Below are 20674 nucleotides of genomic sequence, written 5' to 3'. Positions count from 1 at the left end.
TTCGCTCCGGCCGGAGCAGCCCGGCGACCCGCCGGCACCGCCGTCGAGCGCGGCGACGCCGCAGGTCACCACGAACGAGCGGCCTGCCGGATCGCATCGCGGACCCTGGCCACCTCCGGACGAAGTGTGGTGTTCGCGCGTTGCGCGATGAACCCGGTGTTGATGGGTGGATCTTCCGGGTCGAGCAGGGTGAGCAGGGCACCCGTACGCAGTTCGTCGGCGCAGAGGTAGCGCGGCAGCACGGTGACGCCGGCGCCCGCCACGGCGGCGGCCAGTACGCCGCGGAGATCGGGCATCACCAGGGCGGGTCGAACGGTCAGTCGCTGCCGGAAGACGTGACGCCAGTAGCGGCGCAGGATCGGCACGTCCTCCGCGTAGCTGATCAGCGGTACGCCGTCGAGAACCGCGACGTCGTCGGTGCCGAGAGGCCCGATGCGAGCGTGCCACGCCGGCGCCCCGACCAGGACGAACTCCTCGTCCATGAGCGGCGCCGCCAGGACGGAGCGTCCACGCGGTCGGACGGCGGACAGGACGAGGTCGAAACGCCCGGCGCGCAATCCGTCGAGCAGGTCGTCGGCCAGCCCCGGGGTGACACGTAGTCGTACGCCCTCAGCGACGAGCGGAGCGAGGACCGGCATGATCCGGACGGCCAGCACCTCCGCGGGCCCGCCGAGGTGCACCGGTTCGGTGGGGGCCGCGGCGTCGCGGTCCGCCACCATCGCCAGTTCGTCCATCGGCGCCGAGATCCGCGCGGCCAGGTCGTTGGCGACGGCGGTCGGCGCGACCCCGCGGGGCAGACGCTCGAACAGTTGACGATCGAGCTGCTGTTCGAGCGCGCGGATCTGACCGGTCACGGTCGGCTGCGCGAGCCCGAGGCGGCGGGCGGCCTCGGTCAGGGAACCGGCCCGATAGACGGCCAGGAAGGTACGCAGCTGGGTGAGATCGAGCGGCCTGCCGGCCGCCGAGCCATCGGAATTCTTGGGGGCCATGCCGGTAATCCTATTGGTTATCCGAGCGCACCCCCGCCTACCGTCGGGTCCGTGAACAGGCGCGGGACACCTCCGCGCCGAGCACGCCCTCCGGATGTGAAGTTAGGAAACGACCAAGGGAGCGATTGAAGTGGCAAAGATCTTGTTCGTCATGACGGGTGCCGACCACTGGATGCTGGCCGACGGCGAGCGGCATCCCACGGGCTTCTGGGCAGAGGAGTTCGCCGCGCCGTACCGCGCGCTCACCGAGGCCGGGCACGAGGTGACCGTCGCCACGCCGGGCGGCGTGGTCCCGACCGTCGACCGGGCCAGCCTGGCCCCCGAGTTCAACGGCGGCGAGCAGGGCGCCGAGGCCGTCGCCGCGTTGCTCGACGGCGCCGCGCCGCTCCGTCGACCGGTGGCCCTGTCCGACGTCGACCCCGCCGACTACGCGGCCGTGTTCTATCCCGGTGGACACGGCCCCATGGAGGACCTCTCCGGCGACCGCGAGTCCGCCCGGGTGATCACCGAGACCCTGGGCTCCGGCCGGCCGCTGGCGCTGGTGTGCCACGGGGTGGCGGCCCTGCTGGCGACCGAGGAGACCGATGGTGTCTCGCCGCTGCGCGGCTACCAGGTCACCGGATTCACCAAGGCCGAGGAGGCCCGGACCGGGCTCGCAGAGCGGGCCAGGTGGCTGCTGCAGGACCGCCTGGTCGCGCTCGGTGTGCGCTTCACCGAGGCCCCGGCGTGGTCGTCGCACGTCGTGACCGACCGCAACCTGCTGACCGGCCAGAACCCCGGTTCCTCCGCCGAGCTGGCCACCGCATTGCTCGGCCGGCTCGGCACGGTCTGACCGCTCGGCACGCTGCGACACACCGCCTGACCGGCCGCCGGATGAGGACGCCAGTTCGGGCACCTCACCCGGCGGGCCGGACCCTAGAGTCACGGAAGCCCACAATCGATGACAGCTGACGTACCTGCGAACACCCGGCTCCCGATGCCGGTCCTCGTCGCCGTCCTGGGACTCGGCGCTGTGGTCGTGTCCATGATGCAGACCCTCGTGGTGCCGGTCCTCGGCCTCATCCAGCAGGATCTGCACGTCTCCACGAGGGACGCGGCGTGGCTCACCACCGCCACCCTCCTCGCGGCGGCGGTCTGCACCCCGCTGGCCGGGCGACTGGGCGACCAGTACGGCGCCCGCCGGGTGCTGCTCGCCGTGCTGGCGCTGACCGTCGTCGGGTCGGTCGTCGCCGCCGTCTCCAGCACACTCCCATGGTTGATCGTCGCGAGAGCGATGCAGGGGACCTCCACCGCGGTCTTCCCGCTCGCACAGTCGGTCCTGCGTCACGGCCTGCCGGCCGGTCGGCTGCCGGCGGCGATGGGCGCCGTCAGCGGTGCCCTGGCCATCGGCAACGGCGTCGCGCTCACCAGCGCGGGCCTGCTCGGGCGAGAGTCCACCTCGGACTACCACCTGGTCTTCTGGCTGGCCGCGATCGTCTCCGGGCTCGCGCTCGCCGCCACCGCCATGGTGGTGCCCACCACCACCACCACCGCCACCGCCGGCGGTCGGCGTACGGACTGGCTCGGGGCGGCGCTCCTGGCCGGCGTCCTCGTGCTGCTTCTGCTGCCGATGTCCCGCGGCTCCGACTGGGGCTGGTCGTCGCGGCGGACCCTCGGCTGCCTCGGCGCGGGCCTGCTGCTGGGCGCCGTTTGGGTGCACGTCGAACGTCGACAACCGGATCCGGTGGTGGACCTGCGCATCGTCGCCCGCCCTGCCGTGGCGCTCGCCAACCTCGCCGGATTCCTGCTGGGGTTCGCCATGTTCATGCAGTTCATCGGCGTATCGGCCGTGGTCCAGATTCCCGCCGCCCCCGCCGGGTACGGCCTGGGGGCCAGCGTGTCGCAGGCCGCGCTCGAATACCTCCTGCCACCGGCCGTGGCCGCACTGTTCGCCGCCCGGGTCGCGGGTGCGCTGACGCGGCGGGTGGGCGCCCGCCGCGCGCTCGCTGCCGGCAGCGCCACCGGGGTGGCCGGCTTCGCGCTGCTGGCCGCCGTCCACAGCGGGACCGCCGGGGTACTCGGCGGAGGCGTGCTGGTCGGCATCGCGGTCAGCTTCGGGTTCGCCGCGCTGCCCGCCGTGCTGCTCGACGCCGTTCCCCTGACCCGGACCGCGGCGGCCAACGGTGTCAACTCCGTCTTCCGCTCGGTCGGCAGTTCGGTCGCCAGCGCGCTGCTGGGCGTGCTGCTCGCCGGCGGCGCCTCCGCGCGCACTCCGGCCGCCCTACCTGCCGAAGGCCGCTTCACTCTCGCCTTCGCGCTCGCGGGCGCGGCGTTCGCGGTCGTGACCGCTCTCGCATTGCTCCGGCGACGCCAGCACACCCGGATCGCGTCACCGGACGCCGCTCCCGGCGCGTCGACACACGCCCTAGCGCCGGCCAGCTCGCCGCACGGTCCGGCCAGCCCACGACAACCGCGACAGCTCAGCCAGTAAGGACAGGAACATGTCAACGATCTTGATCACCGGAGCCTCCGACGGGCTGGGCCGCGCCCTGGCCGAAGACCTCGCGGCGGGCGGCCGGCACCAACTCCTGCTGCACGGCCGCAATGCCGACCGGCTTGCGCAGGTCGCGCAGGCCACCGGCGGTGTCCCGCTGCGAGCTGATCTGTCCTCGCTCGCCGAGGTGAAACGCCTCGCCGCGCGGGTCAGCCAGGCTTACGACCGGTTGGACGTCCTCGTCAACAACGCCGGCGTCGGCTTCCATGTGGACGGCACGGCACGTCAACTCTCCCGGGACGGCTACGAGCTGTGCCTCGCGGTCAACTACCTCGCTCCGGTGCTGCTCACCCGGGAACTACTGCCACTGCTGCGCCGAGCCCCGGCGGCGCGCGTGGTGAACGTGGCCTCGGTCGGCCAACAGCCGATCGACTTCGACGACCCGCAGTTCGAACACGACTTCCGCGAGCCGGTCGCCTACAGCCGCGCCAAGCTCGCGCTGATCTGCCACACCATGGACCTGGCCGACGAACTCGCGGGCACCGGTGTCACCGCGAACAGCGTGCACCCGGCCTCGTACATGCCGACGAGCATGTCGACCCGCTCCGGCATGGATTTCGTCGACACCCTGGAGAAGGGCGTGTCCGCCGTGCGGAGGCTGGTCGACGGAGCCGAGGTGGCCGGGGTGACCGGCCACTACTTCGACAGCGGGCAGGAGGCACGCGCCGCGGCGGAGGCCTACGAGCCGAACTACCGGCAGCGGCTACGCGCCTTGACCCGCGACCTGCTGGCCGGTTTCTGACCGGCCGCGCGTTACCGGTGGCCAGGCCCCGGGGCCCCGGACGCGAGATGCGCCGGCCGGGGCCGGGCGTTCCGGAGACGGGGTGCGCGGGCCGGGACCGGTTTTCGGACACGACGCGCGGGTCGGGACCGGGGTGTTCCGGACACGCGTGCGGGTCGGGACCGGGGTGTTCCGGACATGCGGTGCGGCGGCCCGACGGCTGAAGGCCGTGGGACCGCCGCACACCGCCCGGAAACTTGATCTTTGCCGATATCGCAACTTCATTTGCGATCCCGTTCGCGCTGACGCACCGTGGGGCGCATGAATCAGATTCCTTGGGATGCCGCGGTGATCGGTGGAGGCAGCGCCGGGTTGAGCGCCGCCCTGATGCTCGGCCGAGCGCGTCGCCGGGTCGTCGTCATCGACGGCGGGTCCCCACGAAACAGGTTCGCGGCACACATGCACGCGGTCCTCGGTCACGACGGCAAGCCACCGGCAGAGCTGCTGGCCGACGGGCGACGCGAAGTCGAGTCGTACGGCGGAAAGATCATGAACACCGCCGCACGGCTGACGCGCCGCGAGGGCGACGGGTTCGCCGTCGAGACCACCGACGGCGAGGTCGTGCGGGCCCGCAAACTCCTGGTCGCGACCGGGGCCCGCGACGAGCTTCCCGAGCTCGACGGCCTGACCGAACAATGGGGACGAGGCGTCGCGGTGTGCCCCTACTGCGACGGATACGAGGTTCGTGACCAGCGGATCGGCATCCTCGCGACCGGTCCGGGAAGCGAGTTCCAGGCGCAACTGTTGCGGCAGTGGTCCTCGTCGATCACCTACCTGGCGGACGCCGTCGGCGGGCCCGAGGGCGAGACGCGATCGGCGTTCGACGCCCGCGGCATTCGCGTCGAGGAGGGACCGGTACGGCGCGTCCTCTCGCGCGACAACCGGGTCGTCGGGGTGGAGATGGCCGATGGCCGGACCGTCGCGCTCGACGCGATCTTCACCATCCCGCGCCTGGTACCCCTCGACGAACCCTTGCGGCAGCTCGGCGCGGAGCGGACGGAGCACCCCTGGGGCTCCTTCGCGACCGTCGACGGGAACGGACAGACCAGCATCGACGGCGTCTGGGCAGCCGGAAACGTGGTGAACGCCATGGCGAACGTCGCCATCTCGATCGGCGCCGGCGCGCTCGCCGCCGGATCGATCAACCACGCGCTGATCCTCGACGACATCCGCCTCGCCACCACTGCCGCGCTGTCACCCATCCAGCACCCCTGACCCAAAAAGGCAACGAACATGGACCTGTTCACACCAACCACCCTGGGCGCGCTGACCTTGAAGAACCGGCTGGTCATGGCACCCATGACCCGGCTCCGCGCCGACGCCGGGGGAGTGCCGACCGACCTTCAGGGCACGTACTACGCCCAGCGGGCCGGCTTCGGCCTGGTGATCACCGAAGGCGCCTACCCGAGCCACGAGTCACGCGCCTACCCGCACCAGCCCGGCATCGTCACCGGGCAACAGCGCGACGGCTGGCGACACGTCGCCGACGCCGTGCACGCCGGCGGCGGCAGCATCGTCATGCAACTCATGCACGCCGGACGGGTCTCCCACCTCAGCGTCACCGGGACCGACCGCATCGTCGCGCCCAGCGGTATCGCGCTCACCGGCGACGTGCACACCGCTCACGGCAAGCAGCCCTATCCCACCCCGCACGCGCTCGCGCCGTCCGAGCTGGCCGTCGTACGCGACGAGTTCGTGGCCGCGGCCCAGCGCGCGATCGACGCCGGACTCGACGGTGTCGAGCTGCACGCCGGCAACGGATACCTGCTGCACCAGTTCCTCGCGCCCAGCGCGAACCACCGCACCGACGAATACGGTGGCGACCCCCGGGCACGGGCCCGCTTCGTCGTCGAGGTCGTGTCGGCCGTGGCCGAGCAGATCGGCGGATCCCGGCTCGGCATCCGGCTGTCGCCCGCGGTCAACATCCAGGGAGCGCTGGAAACCGATCCCGCCGACGTACGCGCGACGTACGACGCACTCGCCGACGGGCTCGCGCCGCTGGGCCTCGCGTACCTCAGCGTGGTGCATGTCGAACCGGCGTCGGCGCTCGTCCAGCGGCTACGGGCCCGCGTCGGCGCGCCACTCATCGTCAACACCGGGTTCTCCGTGCCCAGCACCAGGCAGGAGTCGGCTGCGATGATCGCGGAAGGCATCGCCGACGCGGTAGCCGTCGGACGTCCGGCGATCGCGAACCCCGACCTCGTCGAGCGCTGGCGCCACGACCTGCCCGAGACCCAGCCGGACCCCGCGACGTTCTACACCGGAGGCGCCAGCGGTTACACCGACTACCCGCCCTGCCGGGCGGCGGTGCCGAGCTGAGCCCAGGGCTGCGCGGGCCGGCAGGTGGCAGGACACGGCCTGGTGGCGGGGGCCGACCCCGGCCCCGCCAGCCGGTCGATGCTGCCGCCCAGGTGGCGAGGCGATCTCATCGGCGGCGGAGCAGCCACTCCAGCAGATAGTCCTTCAACAGGCCGCCTGGCGCGAACATGTCCGCGCGCTGCTTGACGCGGGAGAAGGTCGCCGCCTCGACCAGTTCCCGCCGGGCGGCCTCCGGGACCGTGGTGCCGAGGTGCGCCGCTATGCGACGCATCTCGCCCTCCAGGTCCCGCCGACGGCCCGCCGCAGTGGACGAGCAGGACGTCCGGGCGGGTTCCGCGCTCACAGCGGTGCTTCTCAGCCGACCCCGCCGCTGCTGGCCCGGACCACGAGCGTCGGCTCCACGGGAGACAGGTCCGATCCCTCCGCCGAGCCGTCCAGCAGATCCAGCAGCGCCGCGACGCATCGGCGCCCGACCTCGTCGAAGTCCTGACGGACCGTGGTCAGCGGCGGGGTGAAGTACTCGGCCTCGGGAATGTCGTCGAAGCCGACCACGCTGACGTCCTCCGGGACCCGTACCTTCCGCTGATGCAGGGCACGGAGCAGACCGAGCGCCTGGTGGTCGTTGGCGCAGAAGATCGCGGTGGCGTCCCGCCGCTCGGCGAGGGACTGGCCGATCTCGTAACCCGCCCGGGGGCTCCAGTCGCCGGTGATGACCGGTGGAACGCGGCGGCCGGCGGTTTCGAGGGCCAGCCGCCAACCGTCGAGGCGGTCGCGGGCCTCCAGCCAGTCCCGCGGGCCGGTGATGTGCACGACCGTCTCGTGCCCGAGTGCGAGGAGGTGCTCGACGGCCAGGCGGGCGCCGGCCACCTGATCGACCGAGACGCTCGGTAGTTCGCTGCCGCCACCGGGCTCGACGAGCACGGCGGGCACGCCGGTGGGCAGGCCGTGCATGGCGACGGCGGCGCTGACCATCGGGGCGATGAGGACGACGCCGGCCACTGACTGCTCACTCAGGGCGTCGATCGCGGTGGCCACCCCCGAACGGTCCAGCCGTTCCAGGGTGACGATGTTGATGCCGTAGCCGGCGGCACGCGCGGCTCGTTCGATGCCGAGCAGGGTGGCGGCCGGGCCGTAGAGGATGGTGTCGAAGCTGACCACCCCGATGACCTTCGAGCGTCGCGCGGCCAGGCCTCGGGCCAGGGCGTTGGGGCGGTAGTTGAGCTGGTGTACGGCGCGTAGCACCCGCTCGCGAGTTTCCTGGCGGACGCTCGGATGATTGTTCAGGACCCGGGACACCGTCTGGTGCGAGACGCCGGCGAGCCGTGCGACATCGCTCATGACCGCGGCACGAGCAGCCGGCTGATGTTGCATTTTCATGTCCCCCTCATGGTCATCGTAGCCCCGCCGCCAGAGACGAAACGACCTCCTGCCTGGGACGGAACCCGTCGGTGCGCCCGGACACGAGAGCGCACCGACGGGCGATCGACGCCGGCGGATCGGCTTAGGCCCTGTCCTGCCGATCAATGCCGGCCTGCGTCGGGTCCAGCCGACGACCGGCTGCGTTGTCAATCCGTCCGGATACAACACCGGTATCCGGACGAACCTCCGCCTTGCCGGGCCGCCACCCGGATCCCGCCTCGGCTCGACATGATCGGCAGGACACGGCCTAGAAACCCTTGGCCAGCCGGTAGTAGGCCTGGTTCCAGCGGATCTCGTTCGTGAGTTGTCGAGGGGTCGTCTCCGCGTCGATGACGAGGAGTTCGGTGCCGTTCATCTCGGCCAGGTCGTACAGTTCCTCGGTGCCGACGGCCTGCGACAGGACCGTGTGGTGCGGTGCGCCGGCCGTGAGCCACGCCTCCGCCGAGGTGGCGAGATCCGGACGGGGTCGCCACACCGCACGGGCCACCGGCAGCTTCGGCAGCGGCTGCGGGGGAGCGACGACGTCGATCTCGTTGGCCACCAGACGGAACCGTTCGCCCATGTCGGCCAGCCCCAGCACCACGCCCGGGCCCGGCTGGGCGTCGAAGACCAGCCGTACCGGATCCTCGCGCCCGCCGATGCTCAGCGGATGGATCTCCACGTTCGGCGTCGCGGCGGCGATGCTCGGGCAGACTTCGAGCATGTGGGCGCCGAGCACGAGTTCCCCGCCCGGGGTGAGGTCGTAGGTGTAGTCCTCCATGAAGGAGGTGCCGCCGGTGGTGCCCACCGACATGGCCTTGAGCGTGTGCACGAGCACCGAGGTCTTCCAGTCGCCCTCGCCGCCGAAGCCGTAGCCGTCGGCCATCAGCCGCTGCACGGCGATGCCGGGCAACTGACGTAGCCCACCGAGGTCCTCGAAGTTGGTGGTGAAAGCGTTGAATCCGCCGTCGGTGAGGAACTGCCGCAACCCGGCCTCGATACGGGCGGCGTAACGGAGGGATTCGTGCCGTTCACCGTTGGCCCGCAGCACCGGGTCGAGCCGGTAACTGTCCTCGTACTCCTTGACCAGTTCGTCGATCCGCGCGTCCGGGACCGCGTCGACGACGCTCACGAGGTCGTTCACGCCGTACGTGTTGACCGAGACACCGAACCTCAGCTCCGCCTCGACCTTGTCGCCCTCGGTCACCGCCACGTCACGCATGTTGTCGCCGAAGCGGGCCAGCCGCAGCGATCGCATCGCCGCGTACCCGATCGACGCCCGGGTCCACGCCGCGATCCGCGAGACGACCTGTGGGTTGCTGACGTGTCCGGCGACCGTCTTGCGGGCGACCCCGAGCCGGCTCTGCACGTACCCGAACTCGCGGTCGCCGTGGGCGGCCTGATTGAGGTTCATGAAGTCCATGTCGATGTCGGACCACGGCAGCGCCACGTTCGCCTGCGTGTGCAGGTGCAGCAGGGGAGTGCGCAGGGCGTCCAGTCCGGAGATCCACATCTTCGCCGGCGAGAAGGTGTGCATCCACGCGATGACACCGACGGCGCCCTGGACTGCCGCGTCGCGGCAGACGGCCAGGATCTCCGCGCTGGAGGTCAGTACAGGCTTCCAGACCACCCGGGCCGGGATGGCGGGGTCGGCGTCGAGCTGCGCGGCGATCTGCTGGGACTGGGCGGCCACCTGGCGCAGGGTCTCCGGGCCGTAGAGACCCTGACTGCCGGTGAGGAACCAGACCTCGGGGGCCGGTGAGGGGCGAGTCATGCGGTTTGCCTTCCGATCAGCGGGTGGAGAACGACTTCTTGCGGAAGCCGAGGAGGCGTTGGAGCACGATGAACGCGAACAGCAGGCCACCGATCACGATCTTGGTCCACCACGAGTTGAGGGTGCCGTCGAAGGTGATCAGAGTCTGGATCACGCCGAGCACCAGCACGCCGAGCACGGTGCCCAGCACGTAGCCGGCGCCGCCGATGAGCAGGGTGCCGCCGATGACCACGGCGGCGATCGCGTCCAGCTCCATGCCGACGGCGATCAGCGGGGCTCCGGAGAGGGTGTAAAAGGACAACAGGATGCCGCCGATAGCCGAGCAGAGGCCACTGATGGTGTACACGCCGATCCGGGTGCGACCCACCGGCAGGCCCATCAGCAGCGCGGACTGCTGGTTGCCGCCGATCGCGTACACGTTGCGACCCAGCCGGGTGTACGCGAGGGTGTACGCGGCCACCGCGACCACCAGGAGCGTGATCAGGACGCTGATGGTCACGAAGTTGTCACCGATCCGGATCCGTTCCTGAGCGGCGCTGGTCCAGAAGCCGTCCGTGATGGGGATGGACGACGAGCTGATCCAGGTGCACAGGCCGCGTGCGAAGAACATGCCGGCCAGGGTGACGATGAAGGGCTGGATCTCGAAGAAGTGGATGACGCAGCCCATCACGAAGCCGAGCGTCGGGCCGATCAGCAACGCGATTAGCAGGACCAGCGCGGGTGGCAGGCCGTCGCGTAGCAGCGCGGCCGACACCATCGCGGTCATGGCCACCACCGAGCCGACCGACAGGTCGATGCCGCCGGTCAGGATCACGAAGGTCATGCCGACCGCGACGACGAGCAGGAAGCCGTTGTCGATGAAGACGTTGAAGATGACCTGGACGTTCGAGAAGGCCCGGTACTGCGAGACGCCGATGCCGTACATCACCAGGAGCAGGCCGAGGCTGACCAGCACCGGTAGCTGCCGGCGGGGAAGCCGCCACCGTATCGTGCGATGCAGCCGCTCGGACAGTTGCGTGGTGCTCATGCCGCCACCTGCTCCTTCCTCTGCTCGCCGGCCGGAGCGGCCGGCGACCCTGCGGTGGTACGCCGACGCCGGAACTTGGCGCGGAAGGCGGGAGCCTGGATCAGGCACACCCCGATCACGACCATCGCCTTGAACAGCAGGGCGGTCTGCGGGTCGATGTTCATGGCGTAGACGGAGGTGGTCAGGGTCTGGATGAGCAGCGCGCCGACCACCGTGCCACCGAGGTAGAACCGGCCGCCGGCCAGCGAGGTGCCCCCGATGACCACGGCGAGGATCGCGTCGAGCTCGACCCACAGGCCCGCCGCGTTGCCGTCGGCGCTGGACACGTTCGCGGTCATCATGAACCCCGCCACGGCGGCGCACACGGCGCTCACCACGTACACGAGAAGCTTGATCCGTCGGGCGCGGATACCCGCCAGCCGGCTGGCCTCGGCGTTGCCGCCGACCGCCTCGATGATCATTCCGAGCGCGGTGCGCCGGGTCAGTACGGCCACCAGCAGCGTCACCGCGAGGGCGAGGACGATCGCGAACGGCAGGGTCAGCACGTGCCCGACGCCGATCATCCGGTACGGATCGCTGTTCACCGTGATGATCTGTCCCGAGGTGATCAGCTGGGCCAGTCCTCGTCCCGCGACCATCAGGATCAGGGTCGCGATGATCGGTTGGATGCCGATGACCGCGACGAGTGTCCCGTTCCAGATGCCGAGGAGCAGGGCGATGCCGATGGCCATGGCCAGGGCGACCAGCACGCCACCGAGGCTGTTCTGGTCCGGCTGCCGGCTGATGTGCAGGCAGGCCATCGCCCCGCTGACCGCTACCACCGACCCGACGGACAGGTCGATCCCGCCGGTGGCGATCACGAGGGTCATGCCGAGGGCGACCAGGATGAGCGGAGCGCTGAGCCGCAGAATGTCGATCAGGCTGCCGTACAGGTGGCCGTTCTTGACTTCGACGGCCAGGAAGCTCGGCCGGTAGACCACGTTCGCGGCCAGTAGCAGCACGAGCACCACGACCGGCCAGAACAGCCGGTGACCGGTGACGGCCGGCAGGCGCGTTCGCCAGCTGCCCATCCGCGTACCCCCTCCCCGCTCGACGCCGCCCGGCGGTGTCGACGCGCCGTGCGTCTCGGCGCGTTGGCTGCGTTCACTCATGCCTCGTCCCGTCCTTCTGTTCCACGCCGCCGGCGATGACGCGCATGATGCGATCGGCGTCGAGGCTGTCGTCGTTGGCGAGTTCGGTGACCAGCTGCCGGTCACGCATCACGGCGACCTTGTGGCTGAGCCGCAGCACCTCTTCCAGCTCGGCGGAGATGAACAGCACCGCCATGCCGCCGTCGGAGAGCTGAACCACCAGGCGCTGAATCTCCGCCTTGGCGCCGATGTCGATGCCACGGGTCGGCTCGTCGAGGATCAGCAGGCGCGGCTCCGTGATCAGCCACCGGGCGAGTACGACCTTCTGCTGGTTTCCCCCGGACAGGTTGCGTACGGGCATCTCCGGGTCGGCCGGGCGGATGCTGAGCGCTTCGATGTAGCGCTGGACCAGCTCGTCCTGCCGGCGGCGCGGCACCGGCCGCAGCCAGCCGCGAGCGGCCTGCAGCGCCAGGATGATGTTCTCCCGCACCGACAGTTCGCCCACCAGGCCCTCGGTGCGGCGGTTCTCGGAGCAGAACGCGATGTTGCGTTCGATGGCGGTGATCGGTCCGCGGATGCTGACGGGGTGACCGTCCACCGCGAGCCGACCGTGGTCGGCCCGGTCGGCGCCGAAGAACAGCCGGGCGGCTTCGGTACGTCCGGAGCCCAGCAGCCCGGCCATACCGACCACCTCGCCCTGGTGGATGGTCAGGCTGAACGGCTCGACCGACCCGGCCTTGCCGAGATCGGTCGCCTCCACGACCGGGGTGCCCGTCTCGACGGCGGCCAGGTCGCGTCCGGCCTGTTCGTCGAGTCGCTCCAACGCGTCGAGCTCCTTGCCGATCATCTTCTCCACCAGGGCGAGCTGGGGCAGCTCGGACGTGGGGTACTCGCCGACGAGACGGCCGTTGCGCAGCACCGTGATCCGGTCGGCGATCTCGTAGACCTGGTCGAGGAAGTGCGTGACGAAGACGATCGCGATGCCCTCGTCGCGGAGCTGGCGCGTGATGCGCATCAGCTGCTTCACCTCGTCGGTGTCCAGGCTGGAGGTGGGCTCGTCGAGGATCAGCACCCGCGCCTGCACGTCGACGGCCCGGGCGATCGCCACCATCTGCTGCACGGCGAGCGACTGGTTCCCGAGCAGCTCGCCGACGTCGAGGTCCAGGTTGAGGCGGGCGAGCAGCGCGGACGCCCGGCGGCGCATGTCACGCCACCTGACCGCGCCGAGCCGCCGCGGCTGGCGTCCGATGAAGATGTTCTCCGCCACGGAGAGGTTCGGGCAGAGGTTGACCTCCTGGTAGACGGTGCTCACGCCGGCTTCGGTGGCCTGCATGGGGCCGGAGAAGGAGACCTGCTCGCCGTCGAGGGTGATGGTGCCGGTGTCGTGGCCGTACACGCCGGTCAACACCTTGATGAGGGTGGACTTGCCGGCACCGTTCTCGCCCATCAGGGCGTGCACCTCGCCGGGGAACAGGCGGAAGTCGACACCGTCGAGGGCCCGGACCCCGGGGAAGAACTTGCTGATCGCGGTCATCGTCAGGACCGGACGCGTATCCGACATCCCACCAGACCTTTCGTGATTGTCGTCAGGTGCGCGGCCGTCGCGGCCGCACGGCGCTCCCGCAGTGGCGGTGCGGGGGAGGACCGAGTGGCCGGGCCGGCGGTGCTGTCGACACCGCCGGCCCGTTCCCTAGCGCCGGGCGACCGTTCGCCGCCAGGCACGACAGTGCGCGAGGGCCTCTACCCGTCAGTACTTGCGGGTGGGCAGGGCCTCCTTGGCCGTCTGCTGGGTGAAGGTGGTCTCCTCGGTCTCGATGCGCGGGGGAACCTCCTCACCTGCGTGCACCTTCTTGGCGAGGTCCATCAGCTGGGGGCCGAGCAGCGGGCTGCACTCCGCGATGAAGTTGAACTTCCCGTCGGCCAGCGCCTGCATCCCGTCCTTGACCGCGTCGACGGTGATGATCTTGATGTCCTTGCCCGGCACCTTGCCCGCCGCGGTAATGGCTTCCAGCGCACCCAGGCCCATGTCGTCGTTGTGCGAAAAGAGCACGTCGATCTTCGGGTTGGCCTTGAGGAACTGCTCCATGACGGCCTTACCGCCGGCCCGCGTGAAGTCGCCGCTCTGCGAGGCGATGATCTTCAGGTTGGGGTTGGCGGCGATCGCCTCACCGAAGCCCTTCTTACGGTCGTTGGCCGGCGCCGAACCGGTGGTGCCCTGCAGCTCCACGATGTTCACCGGACCGGTCGCGGACTTGGTCTCCTCGATCAGCCACTCGCCGGCGAGCCGGCCCTCCTTCACGAAGTCGGATCCGAGGAAGGTCTTGTAGAGCGACTTGTCGGCCGAGTCGACGGCCCGGTCGGTCAGGATGACCGGGATACCCGCGTCCTTGGCTTCCTTCAGCACGGTGTCCCAGCCCGACTCCACCACGGGCGAGAAGGCGATCACGTCGACCTTCTGCTGGATGAAGTTGCGGATGGCCTTGATCTGGTTCTCCTGCTTCTGCTGGGCGTCGTCGAACTTCAGCTCGATGCCGGCCTCGGCGGCGGCCTCCTGGACGGAGGTGGTGTTCGCGGTACGCCAGCCGCTCTCCGCGCCGACCTGCGAGAACCCGAGGACGAGCTTGTCGTCGCCGCCCGTGCCGGTGGCCTCGCCGGTGTCGCTGTTGGCGCAGGCGCCAAGCCCGGTGACGAGCAGCCCGGCGGCCAGCATGGCGCCGAAGCCGCGGCGGGTGAGGATGTTGCCCGTGATTCGCATGTGCTGACTCCTTGTGGGGGTGAGGTGGGCCTTCCTGGCTGTGCCTGCCGCCCCAGCGCGCCGGCGGGGCAGACGATGGTTGGTGCGTCGAGGTGCGTTCAGCCAGCCGACCCTGGGGTGCGGAGCCGGCCGGGGTCTCGGTGGCGCTACCGGCGCGGCGCCGGGACGGTGCTCTGCCCGTAGACGTTCTGATAGCGCGCGTAGAGCGAGTCGACGTCCTCGGCGGCGATCGGCAGCGGCTGACCGAGCGACCTGGCGAAATGGGCGGTGCGGGCGACGTCCTCGCACATCACCGCCGCCTTGACCGCCGCCTTCGCGTTGGGACCGACGGTGAAGACCCCGTGGTTGCGCATCAGCACTGCCGGCGAGCGGTGCCCGGACAGGGTGGCCACGATGCCCTTGCCGATGTCGTCACCACCGATGAGGGCGAACGGCCCGACCGGGATCTCGCCGCCGAACTCGTCGGCCTGCGCGGTGAGGTAGCAGGGGATCGGCTCACCACACGCGGCCCAGGCCGTCGCGTACCCGCTGTGGGTGTGCACGACCCCGCCGACGTCGGGCATAGCCCGGTAGACGTAGGCGTGCGCCTCCGTGTCGCTCGACGGCGACAGATCCCCCTCCACCACGACCCCGTCGAGGTCGCAGACGACCATCTTGTCGGGCCGGAGGTCGTCGTAGGAGACCCCGCTCGGTTTGATGACCATCAGGTCCTGACCCGGCACCCGTGCCGACACGTTGCCCGAGGTCCAGGCGACCAGGTCGTACCTGACCAGTTCGGCGTGCAGGGCGGCGACCGTCTCGCGCAGCCGCGCCACCGTGTCGTTCCTACTGCGCTGCTCGCTCATGCCATTGCCTCCTGGGACAGTGCGACCTCGCCGGCCGGTGTGGGCACGGTCGCCGATCGGGCGGCGTTACGGATGGTGCGCAGGCGCAGCAGTACGTCGTCGCCGCCCCTGCCGAAGTGATCGTGCAGCCGCCGGTACTCGGCGTACAGCGCGTCGTAGGCGCGGACCCGCTCCGGGTCCGGCAGGTAGGCGTCGCGGGTGACCCGGCCCATCGCCGCGGCGGCCGCCGGCACGTCGGGGTGGGTCCCCGCGGCGACCGCCGCGTGGATCGCCGAGCCCAGCGCGGGCCCCTGGGCGGAGCCGATGATGCTCAGCGGCCGGTCGGTGACGTCGGCGTAGATCTGCATCAGCAGCGGGTTGTTGGTGAGTCCACCCGCCACGACCAGCTCGTTCACCGGCACGCCCGCCTCGGCGAACGCTTCGATGATCATTCGGGTGCCGTACGCGGTGGACTCCAGCAGCGCCCGGTAGATGTCCGGTGGCCGGGTGGCCAGGGTCAGCCCCACGATCACCCCGCTCAGGTCGTGGTTGACCAGCAGCGACCGGTTGCCGTTCCACCAGTCCAGCGCCACCAGCCCGTGCGCGCCCACCGGCTGCCTGGCGGCCTCCTCGCTCAACGACTCGTGCGAGGCGTACCCGGCGGGTGCGGCGTGTTCGACGTACCAGCCGAAGATGTCGCCCACACCGCTCTGGCCGGCCTCGTACCCCCAGTGGCCCGCGCTGATGCCGCCGTCGACCACACCGCACATGCCGGCCACCTCGGCCAGCTCGGTGCCGTTGACCACGTGGCAGGTCGAGGTGCCCATGATGGCGACCAGCCGGCCCGGCTCGAGAGCCTGCGCGGCCGCGGCGGTGACGTGGGCGTCCACGTTGCCGACCGCCACGGCGATGCCCTCGCGCAGCCCGGTCCACGCCGCGGCCTGCGCGGTCAGCCCGCCGGCTCGCTCGCCCAGCGCGGCCAGCGGACCGTCGATCTTCTGTACGAAGTCCGCGAAGTCCGGGTTCAGCGCGGCGAGGTAGTCCCGCGACGGGTAGCGACCGTCCTGGTGGATGCCCTTGTATCCCGCCGTGCACACGTTGCGGGTCTCCGTACCGCACAGCTGCCAGACGATCCAGTCGGCGGCCTCGATCCACCGCTCCGCCCGGGTGTAGATCTCGGGGTCCTCCTCGAGCAGCTGCAACGCCTTCGCGTACTGCCACTCGGCGGAGATCTTGCCGCCGTAGCGGCCGATCCAGGGCTCGCCGCGCTGGTGCGCGAGCTCGTTGATGCGGTCGGCCTGGTGCTGGGCGGCGTGGTGCTTCCACAGCTTGACGTAGGCGTGCGGGCGGGTGCGCAGGTCGGGCAGCTCGCACAACGGGGTGCCGTCGGCCAGGGTGGGCAGCACGGTGCAGGCGGTGAAGTCGATCCCGATGCCGTCGATCCGGTCGGCCGGTACGCCGCTCGCCGCGAGCGCCGCCGGCACGGCGTGCCGCAGGACGTCCCGGTAGTCGTCGGGGTCCTGCAGCGCCCAGTCGGCCGGCAGCTGCTGCCCGTCGGCGGCCAGCACCGAGTCCATGACGCCGCTACGGTAGGCGTGCACCGCCGTGCCCAGCTCGGCGCCGTCACGAACGCGCACCACCAGGGCCCGCCCGGACAACGTTCCGAAGTCGACGCCGATGACGAACCGGTCTTCCGGCTCCACGGATACGCTCATGCCATCCTCCGCTCACTTCCTGGCCATAGTGTTAGCGCTCACATAAACATCCGTCAAGGCCCCGTCGGAAACATACGTGTAACGCTCTGGTCCAGCCCCGTTGGCCGACCACAATCACCTCTCAACCGGCGGTGACCGGCGTACGGACGGACCGGTTCGGCGGCGGCGTGCCGGACCCGGTCGAGCGCTGCGCGAGACCGTCCTGTTAGCGCTCACAGATGGCACTCCGGACGCCGTCGCCACACGGGCCGACTGTGCGGTCCCGCCCGGCTGCGGCGGGCACGCGCGAACGGCGGCCCGGTCGTGGACCGGACCGCCGCCCGCGCGCGGACGCCGTGCCGTCGGTTACGGACGAGCCGGCCTCACGGCTCGAGATCCCGGTTGGCCCGGGCCGCGCCCGAGACCACGCGAGCCGACTCCACCGCGGTGAAGACCCCCGCCCGGCGGAACGACTCCGCGGTGCGGGTCACGGCCGAGACGAACTGACCGTGATTGCCGAAGGGCGCCTGGTCCCACACCAGGTCGAGGAAGGTCGGGCCGTCGTCGCCGGGCGAGGTGATGCCCGACACGGGTACGTCGTAGTTGGGCAACCCGTCGTTGCGCTTGCGGTTCGCAACCCCGGTGTCGATGGACCCGAACACGATCGTCGGCTCGACCCGGCGGAAGTACGAGGAGGCGGGCTGGGTGTCGCTGATGTAGTACGGGCGCAGGGTGAGATCGTGCGTGGTGAACAGCGGGTCTCCCGCGGCCGTGGTGCTCGCGTGGGTGATGGCCGAGCGGGCGTAGTCGCCGTCCCGCTTCAGTCGGCTGTAGAGGGTGAGCTCGCGGTAGGCCCCGTTGCCGGGGTTGCCGAGGATCTGGAGGAGAACCGGGCCCCAGAAGATCGACTGGGTGTCGGGACGGTCGAGCGCCCGCTCGATCCGGATGCTGAACGGCATCCGGATGTCGATCGTGTCGCCGCGCGACCAGGTACGGCTCAACGTCAGGTAGCGGCCCGCCTTCGCGTCGACCTTCTGCGCCTTGCCGTTGATCGAGACGAAGAAGCCCTTCCGTACCCAGCCCGGCACCCGCAGCTTGATGTCGAGCCGACCACTGCCGTTCACGGTCAGCCTGGTGTGGTCCTCTCGCGGGTAGTTCGTCTCCTGGACGACGGTGAAGCCCTTCTCCGCCCAGGTCAGCGTCGAGGCCGCGTAGAGGTTGACCCACAGCGTCCCGCCGTCGGCGGACTTGAAGTAGATCGTCTCCTGGTACTTGGTGTGGTTCTCCAGGCCCGTTCCGCCGCAGCACGTTCCGGTGTTGCCGTAGCTGCGGTTGGTGCCCGGCGTCAGCGGCTGGAAGTAGGTGACCTGCGGGTTGCTGACGCTCGTGCTGTCGGCGCGGGAGCCGGTGATCATGTTGAGCAGGCCCCGCTCGTAGTAGTCCATGTACGCGGCGTCGTGCTCATGGAGGAACAGGTTGCGGGCCAGCTTGAGAACGTTGTACGTGGTGCAGGTCTCCGCGCCGCCCTGGGCCATCGCGTTCGCGATGTTGTCCCGGTTCTGGAACATCTCGGTGTTGTTGTTGGAACCGGGGTAGTTCCCGCCCGTCCCGCCGTGGGCGAACGTGCGGTGCGGTACGACCATCCCGTAGAAGTTCTTCGCCGCCTGGAAGTACTCCCGGTCGCCGGTGTGCTCGTAGACCCGCATGTAGCCGATGAACTGCGGCACGTGGGTGTTGGCGTGCAACCGGTCCGGACGCCGACGACCGGGCCGGTTCTCCGGAGTCACCACGAGGATGTCGCGGTTCTGCACGCAGGCGTCGAAGAGCGACTCGCGGTTGTCGAAGCACTTGGCGGTCTCCAGGTGCTTCGCGTCGCCGGTGAGCGCGTAGACCTCGGGGAACACCTCGTTCGCGCCGCCGAACTCCCCGGCGATGTAGAGGTCCCACATGTAGTTCAGGTTGTCCCGCGTGATCGGGCCCGTGTAGTCGGGGTGGTTCTTGTCCCCGACGGTCAGCGCGAGATGAGCCCAGTCGGCCATCTTCACCACCACGTCGAGCGCCTTCTGGTTGTCCGTGTGGTAGTAGGCGTCGAGCAGGCCACGCATGATCTTGTGTTGCGTGTACCACGGGGCCCAGGTGTTGGTGTCCTTGTTGCCGCCGTAGACCGCCCACCGCGGCGGGCCGAGGCGCAGCACGGCGTCCTCCGGGATGGCGCCCACGTAGCCGGGGTGGGTCGGGACCCACAGTTCGGTCTCGGCCTGGTTCGCCACGACGCCCGCGTCCCGGCCGTTGGGCGAGGAGTCCTTGAGGGTGGAGCCGCCCTCCTCGTCGAACCGGTACCAGGCGATCGTTCCGCCGCCGGTGGTGCCGGCCGCCGAGTCCAGCAGGGACTGGACCTCCTGCTGGCTCAGGGCCCGGTCGAAGATGTGGAACTCGTCGATGGTCGCGTCCAGGAACGGGTCGCCGTACTGGGACCGTCCGATCCACCGGTTTCCGGGGTTCCCGAGGTGCGTCGGGTTGAGGGTCATGTTCGAGTTCGTGCCGGCCACCCGACCGTTCACGTACAGCGTGCCCGTGTTCTGTGTCAGCGTGACCGCCAGGTGCACCCATTCGTTCGTCGGCAACGCCGCATCGCCGTTGATCTGCTGCTCAGCACCGGATCCGCCGGTCGTGATGGCGAACCGCGGCACGTTGCCGGTGACGCCCGCGCGCGCGGTCAGGAACATGTTGACAGTGGCGTTCTGACCGAAGTCGAACACCCGGCTCCAGCTCTGGGCCGACGCCAGGTTCACCCAGGTGGCGATCGTGAAGTCGGTGAGCTGGCTGATCGCTTCCTGGGGGAGGGTCACGTGCTGCGCCGCGCTGGGACCGTTCAGCCGGAGCCCGCTGTCGAACCTGCCCGGCGCGCGACCGATCTGCGGCTCCTCCGGGTCGCCGCCGCCCGGGCCGCCGCCGGCACCCATCCGGGCGGTGATCGCATCCTGGCAGGCGGCGATCTCGTCGACCATCCAGTCGAGCTTGGTCTTGAAGATCGACTCGCCCTGGTCGGCGTACGCCTGTGCCAGGCCGGTCATGAAGTGGCCGGCCCAGTGGCCGCTGAGCAGCCCGCCGTCCTCCCAGCCGCCGGGTACCGACACGCCCGCGGGGTTCGGGCGGCCGGCCTGGTTGTTGAACAGCACCAGGAAGCGGCGCTCGTCGTACTGCCGGAGGTAGTTCTTCGTGCGGTCGCGCTTCTCCTGGAGCAGGCCGTTGCCCAGCTTCACGTCGCGCAGCTGGAAGGGCCGGACAGGAGCCGTGCCGCCGGGGCCGGGGTCGGGCGCGGCCGGACCGGAGGGGCCAGGGCCGGCCGGCGGTGCGGCCGGCGGTGCCCCGGCGGAACGGCTCCTGTCCGGCCCTTCCAGATGCGCGACCTGAAGATGGGCAACGGCCAGCTCCAGGAGAAGCGCGACC

Annotated in this window: 16 protein-coding genes; 5 read left to right on the top strand and 11 right to left on the bottom strand. The window is 70.4% G+C overall.

Annotation, left to right across the window (positions count from 1 at the left end; all coding sequences use genetic code 11):
- Window positions 1-65 precede the first annotated feature (65 nt).
- Window positions 66-989, bottom strand: a complete 924-nt coding sequence (locus ABZS42_RS26160) for a LysR family transcriptional regulator (RefSeq protein WP_355149567.1) — start codon at window positions 987-989, stop codon at window positions 66-68.
- A 130-nt stretch (window positions 990-1119) separates the two neighbouring features.
- Here ABZS42_RS26160 and ABZS42_RS26155 point away from each other — a divergent pair, with 130 nt between their 5' ends.
- The 5 genes from ABZS42_RS26155 to ABZS42_RS26135 all read left to right on the top strand — a co-directional run bounded on the left by ABZS42_RS26155 (window position 1120) and on the right by ABZS42_RS26135 (window position 6622).
- Window positions 1120-1821: a type 1 glutamine amidotransferase domain-containing protein gene (locus ABZS42_RS26155; protein ID WP_355149565.1), complete on the top strand. Its 702-nt coding sequence runs from the start codon at window positions 1120-1122 to the stop codon at window positions 1819-1821.
- Window positions 1822-1929: 108 nt separating this feature from the next.
- Window positions 1930-3459: an MFS transporter gene (locus ABZS42_RS26150; RefSeq protein ID WP_355149563.1), complete on the top strand. Its 1530-nt coding sequence runs from the start codon at window positions 1930-1932 to the stop codon at window positions 3457-3459.
- A gap of 10 nt (window positions 3460-3469) precedes the next feature.
- Window positions 3470-4264, top strand: coding sequence for an SDR family NAD(P)-dependent oxidoreductase (locus tag ABZS42_RS26145; RefSeq protein WP_355149561.1), 795 nt, complete (start codon window positions 3470-3472; stop codon window positions 4262-4264).
- A gap of 300 nt (window positions 4265-4564) precedes the next feature.
- Window positions 4565-5518: an NAD(P)/FAD-dependent oxidoreductase gene (locus ABZS42_RS26140; RefSeq protein WP_355149559.1), complete on the top strand. Its 954-nt coding sequence runs from the start codon at window positions 4565-4567 to the stop codon at window positions 5516-5518.
- 18 nt (window positions 5519-5536) lie between these two features.
- Window positions 5537-6622: an alkene reductase gene (locus tag ABZS42_RS26135; RefSeq protein WP_355149557.1), complete on the top strand. Its 1086-nt coding sequence runs from the start codon at window positions 5537-5539 to the stop codon at window positions 6620-6622.
- A gap of 106 nt (window positions 6623-6728) precedes the next feature.
- Here the strand turns inward: ABZS42_RS26135 and ABZS42_RS26130 are convergent, their stop codons facing one another.
- The 10 genes from ABZS42_RS26130 to ABZS42_RS26085 all read right to left on the bottom strand — a co-directional run bounded on the left by ABZS42_RS26130 (window position 6729) and on the right by ABZS42_RS26085 (window position 20625).
- A complete protein-coding gene (locus tag ABZS42_RS26130; protein ID WP_355149555.1) occupies window positions 6729-6965 on the bottom strand; it encodes a hypothetical protein in 237 nt (78 codons plus the stop codon).
- Between the two features lie 11 nt (window positions 6966-6976).
- A complete protein-coding gene (locus ABZS42_RS26125; RefSeq protein WP_355149553.1) occupies window positions 6977-7960 on the bottom strand; it encodes a LacI family DNA-binding transcriptional regulator in 984 nt (327 codons plus the stop codon).
- A gap of 328 nt (window positions 7961-8288) precedes the next feature.
- A complete protein-coding gene (gene araA, locus ABZS42_RS26120) occupies window positions 8289-9794 on the bottom strand; it encodes an L-arabinose isomerase (RefSeq protein ID WP_355149551.1) in 1506 nt (501 codons plus the stop codon).
- A 16-nt stretch (window positions 9795-9810) separates the two neighbouring features.
- Window positions 9811-10821, bottom strand: coding sequence for a galactofuranose ABC transporter, permease protein YjfF (gene yjfF / locus ABZS42_RS26115; RefSeq protein ID WP_355149549.1), 1011 nt, complete (start codon window positions 10819-10821; stop codon window positions 9811-9813).
- On the bottom strand, window positions 10818-11891 hold the full coding sequence (locus ABZS42_RS26110; protein ID WP_355149613.1) for an ABC transporter permease: 1074 nt from the start codon (window positions 11889-11891) through the stop codon (window positions 10818-10820). The genes yjfF and ABZS42_RS26110 overlap by 4 nt, the downstream gene beginning before the upstream one ends.
- Before the next feature lie 73 nt (window positions 11892-11964).
- On the bottom strand, window positions 11965-13512 hold the full coding sequence (locus ABZS42_RS26105; RefSeq protein ID WP_355149547.1) for a sugar ABC transporter ATP-binding protein: 1548 nt from the start codon (window positions 13510-13512) through the stop codon (window positions 11965-11967).
- 186 nt (window positions 13513-13698) lie between these two features.
- The gene (locus ABZS42_RS26100) at window positions 13699-14706 is read right to left on the bottom strand and encodes an ABC transporter substrate-binding protein (RefSeq protein ID WP_355149545.1); all 1008 of its coding nucleotides are present in this window, start codon (window positions 14704-14706) and stop codon (window positions 13699-13701) included.
- Between the two features lie 146 nt (window positions 14707-14852).
- Window positions 14853-15551, bottom strand: a complete 699-nt coding sequence (locus ABZS42_RS26095; RefSeq protein ID WP_355149543.1) for an L-ribulose-5-phosphate 4-epimerase — start codon at window positions 15549-15551, stop codon at window positions 14853-14855.
- On the bottom strand, window positions 15548-17245 hold the full coding sequence (gene araB, locus ABZS42_RS26090) for a ribulokinase (protein ID WP_355149541.1): 1698 nt from the start codon (window positions 17243-17245) through the stop codon (window positions 15548-15550). The genes ABZS42_RS26095 and araB overlap by 4 nt, the downstream gene beginning before the upstream one ends.
- A 362-nt stretch (window positions 17246-17607) precedes the next feature.
- Window positions 17608-20625 carry a beta-L-arabinofuranosidase domain-containing protein gene (locus ABZS42_RS26085; protein WP_355149611.1) on the bottom strand — a complete coding sequence of 1006 codons (3018 nt, stop codon included), beginning with the start codon at window positions 20623-20625 and terminating at the stop codon, window positions 17608-17610.
- Window positions 20626-20674 lie beyond the last annotated feature (49 nt).

The organism is Micromonospora sp. NPDC005367 (genome assembly GCF_040606825.1).
In the GTDB taxonomy this organism is placed as follows: Bacteria; Actinomycetota; Actinomycetes; order Mycobacteriales; family Micromonosporaceae; genus Micromonospora.
This window is presented reverse-complemented; position numbering and strand designations above follow the sequence as displayed.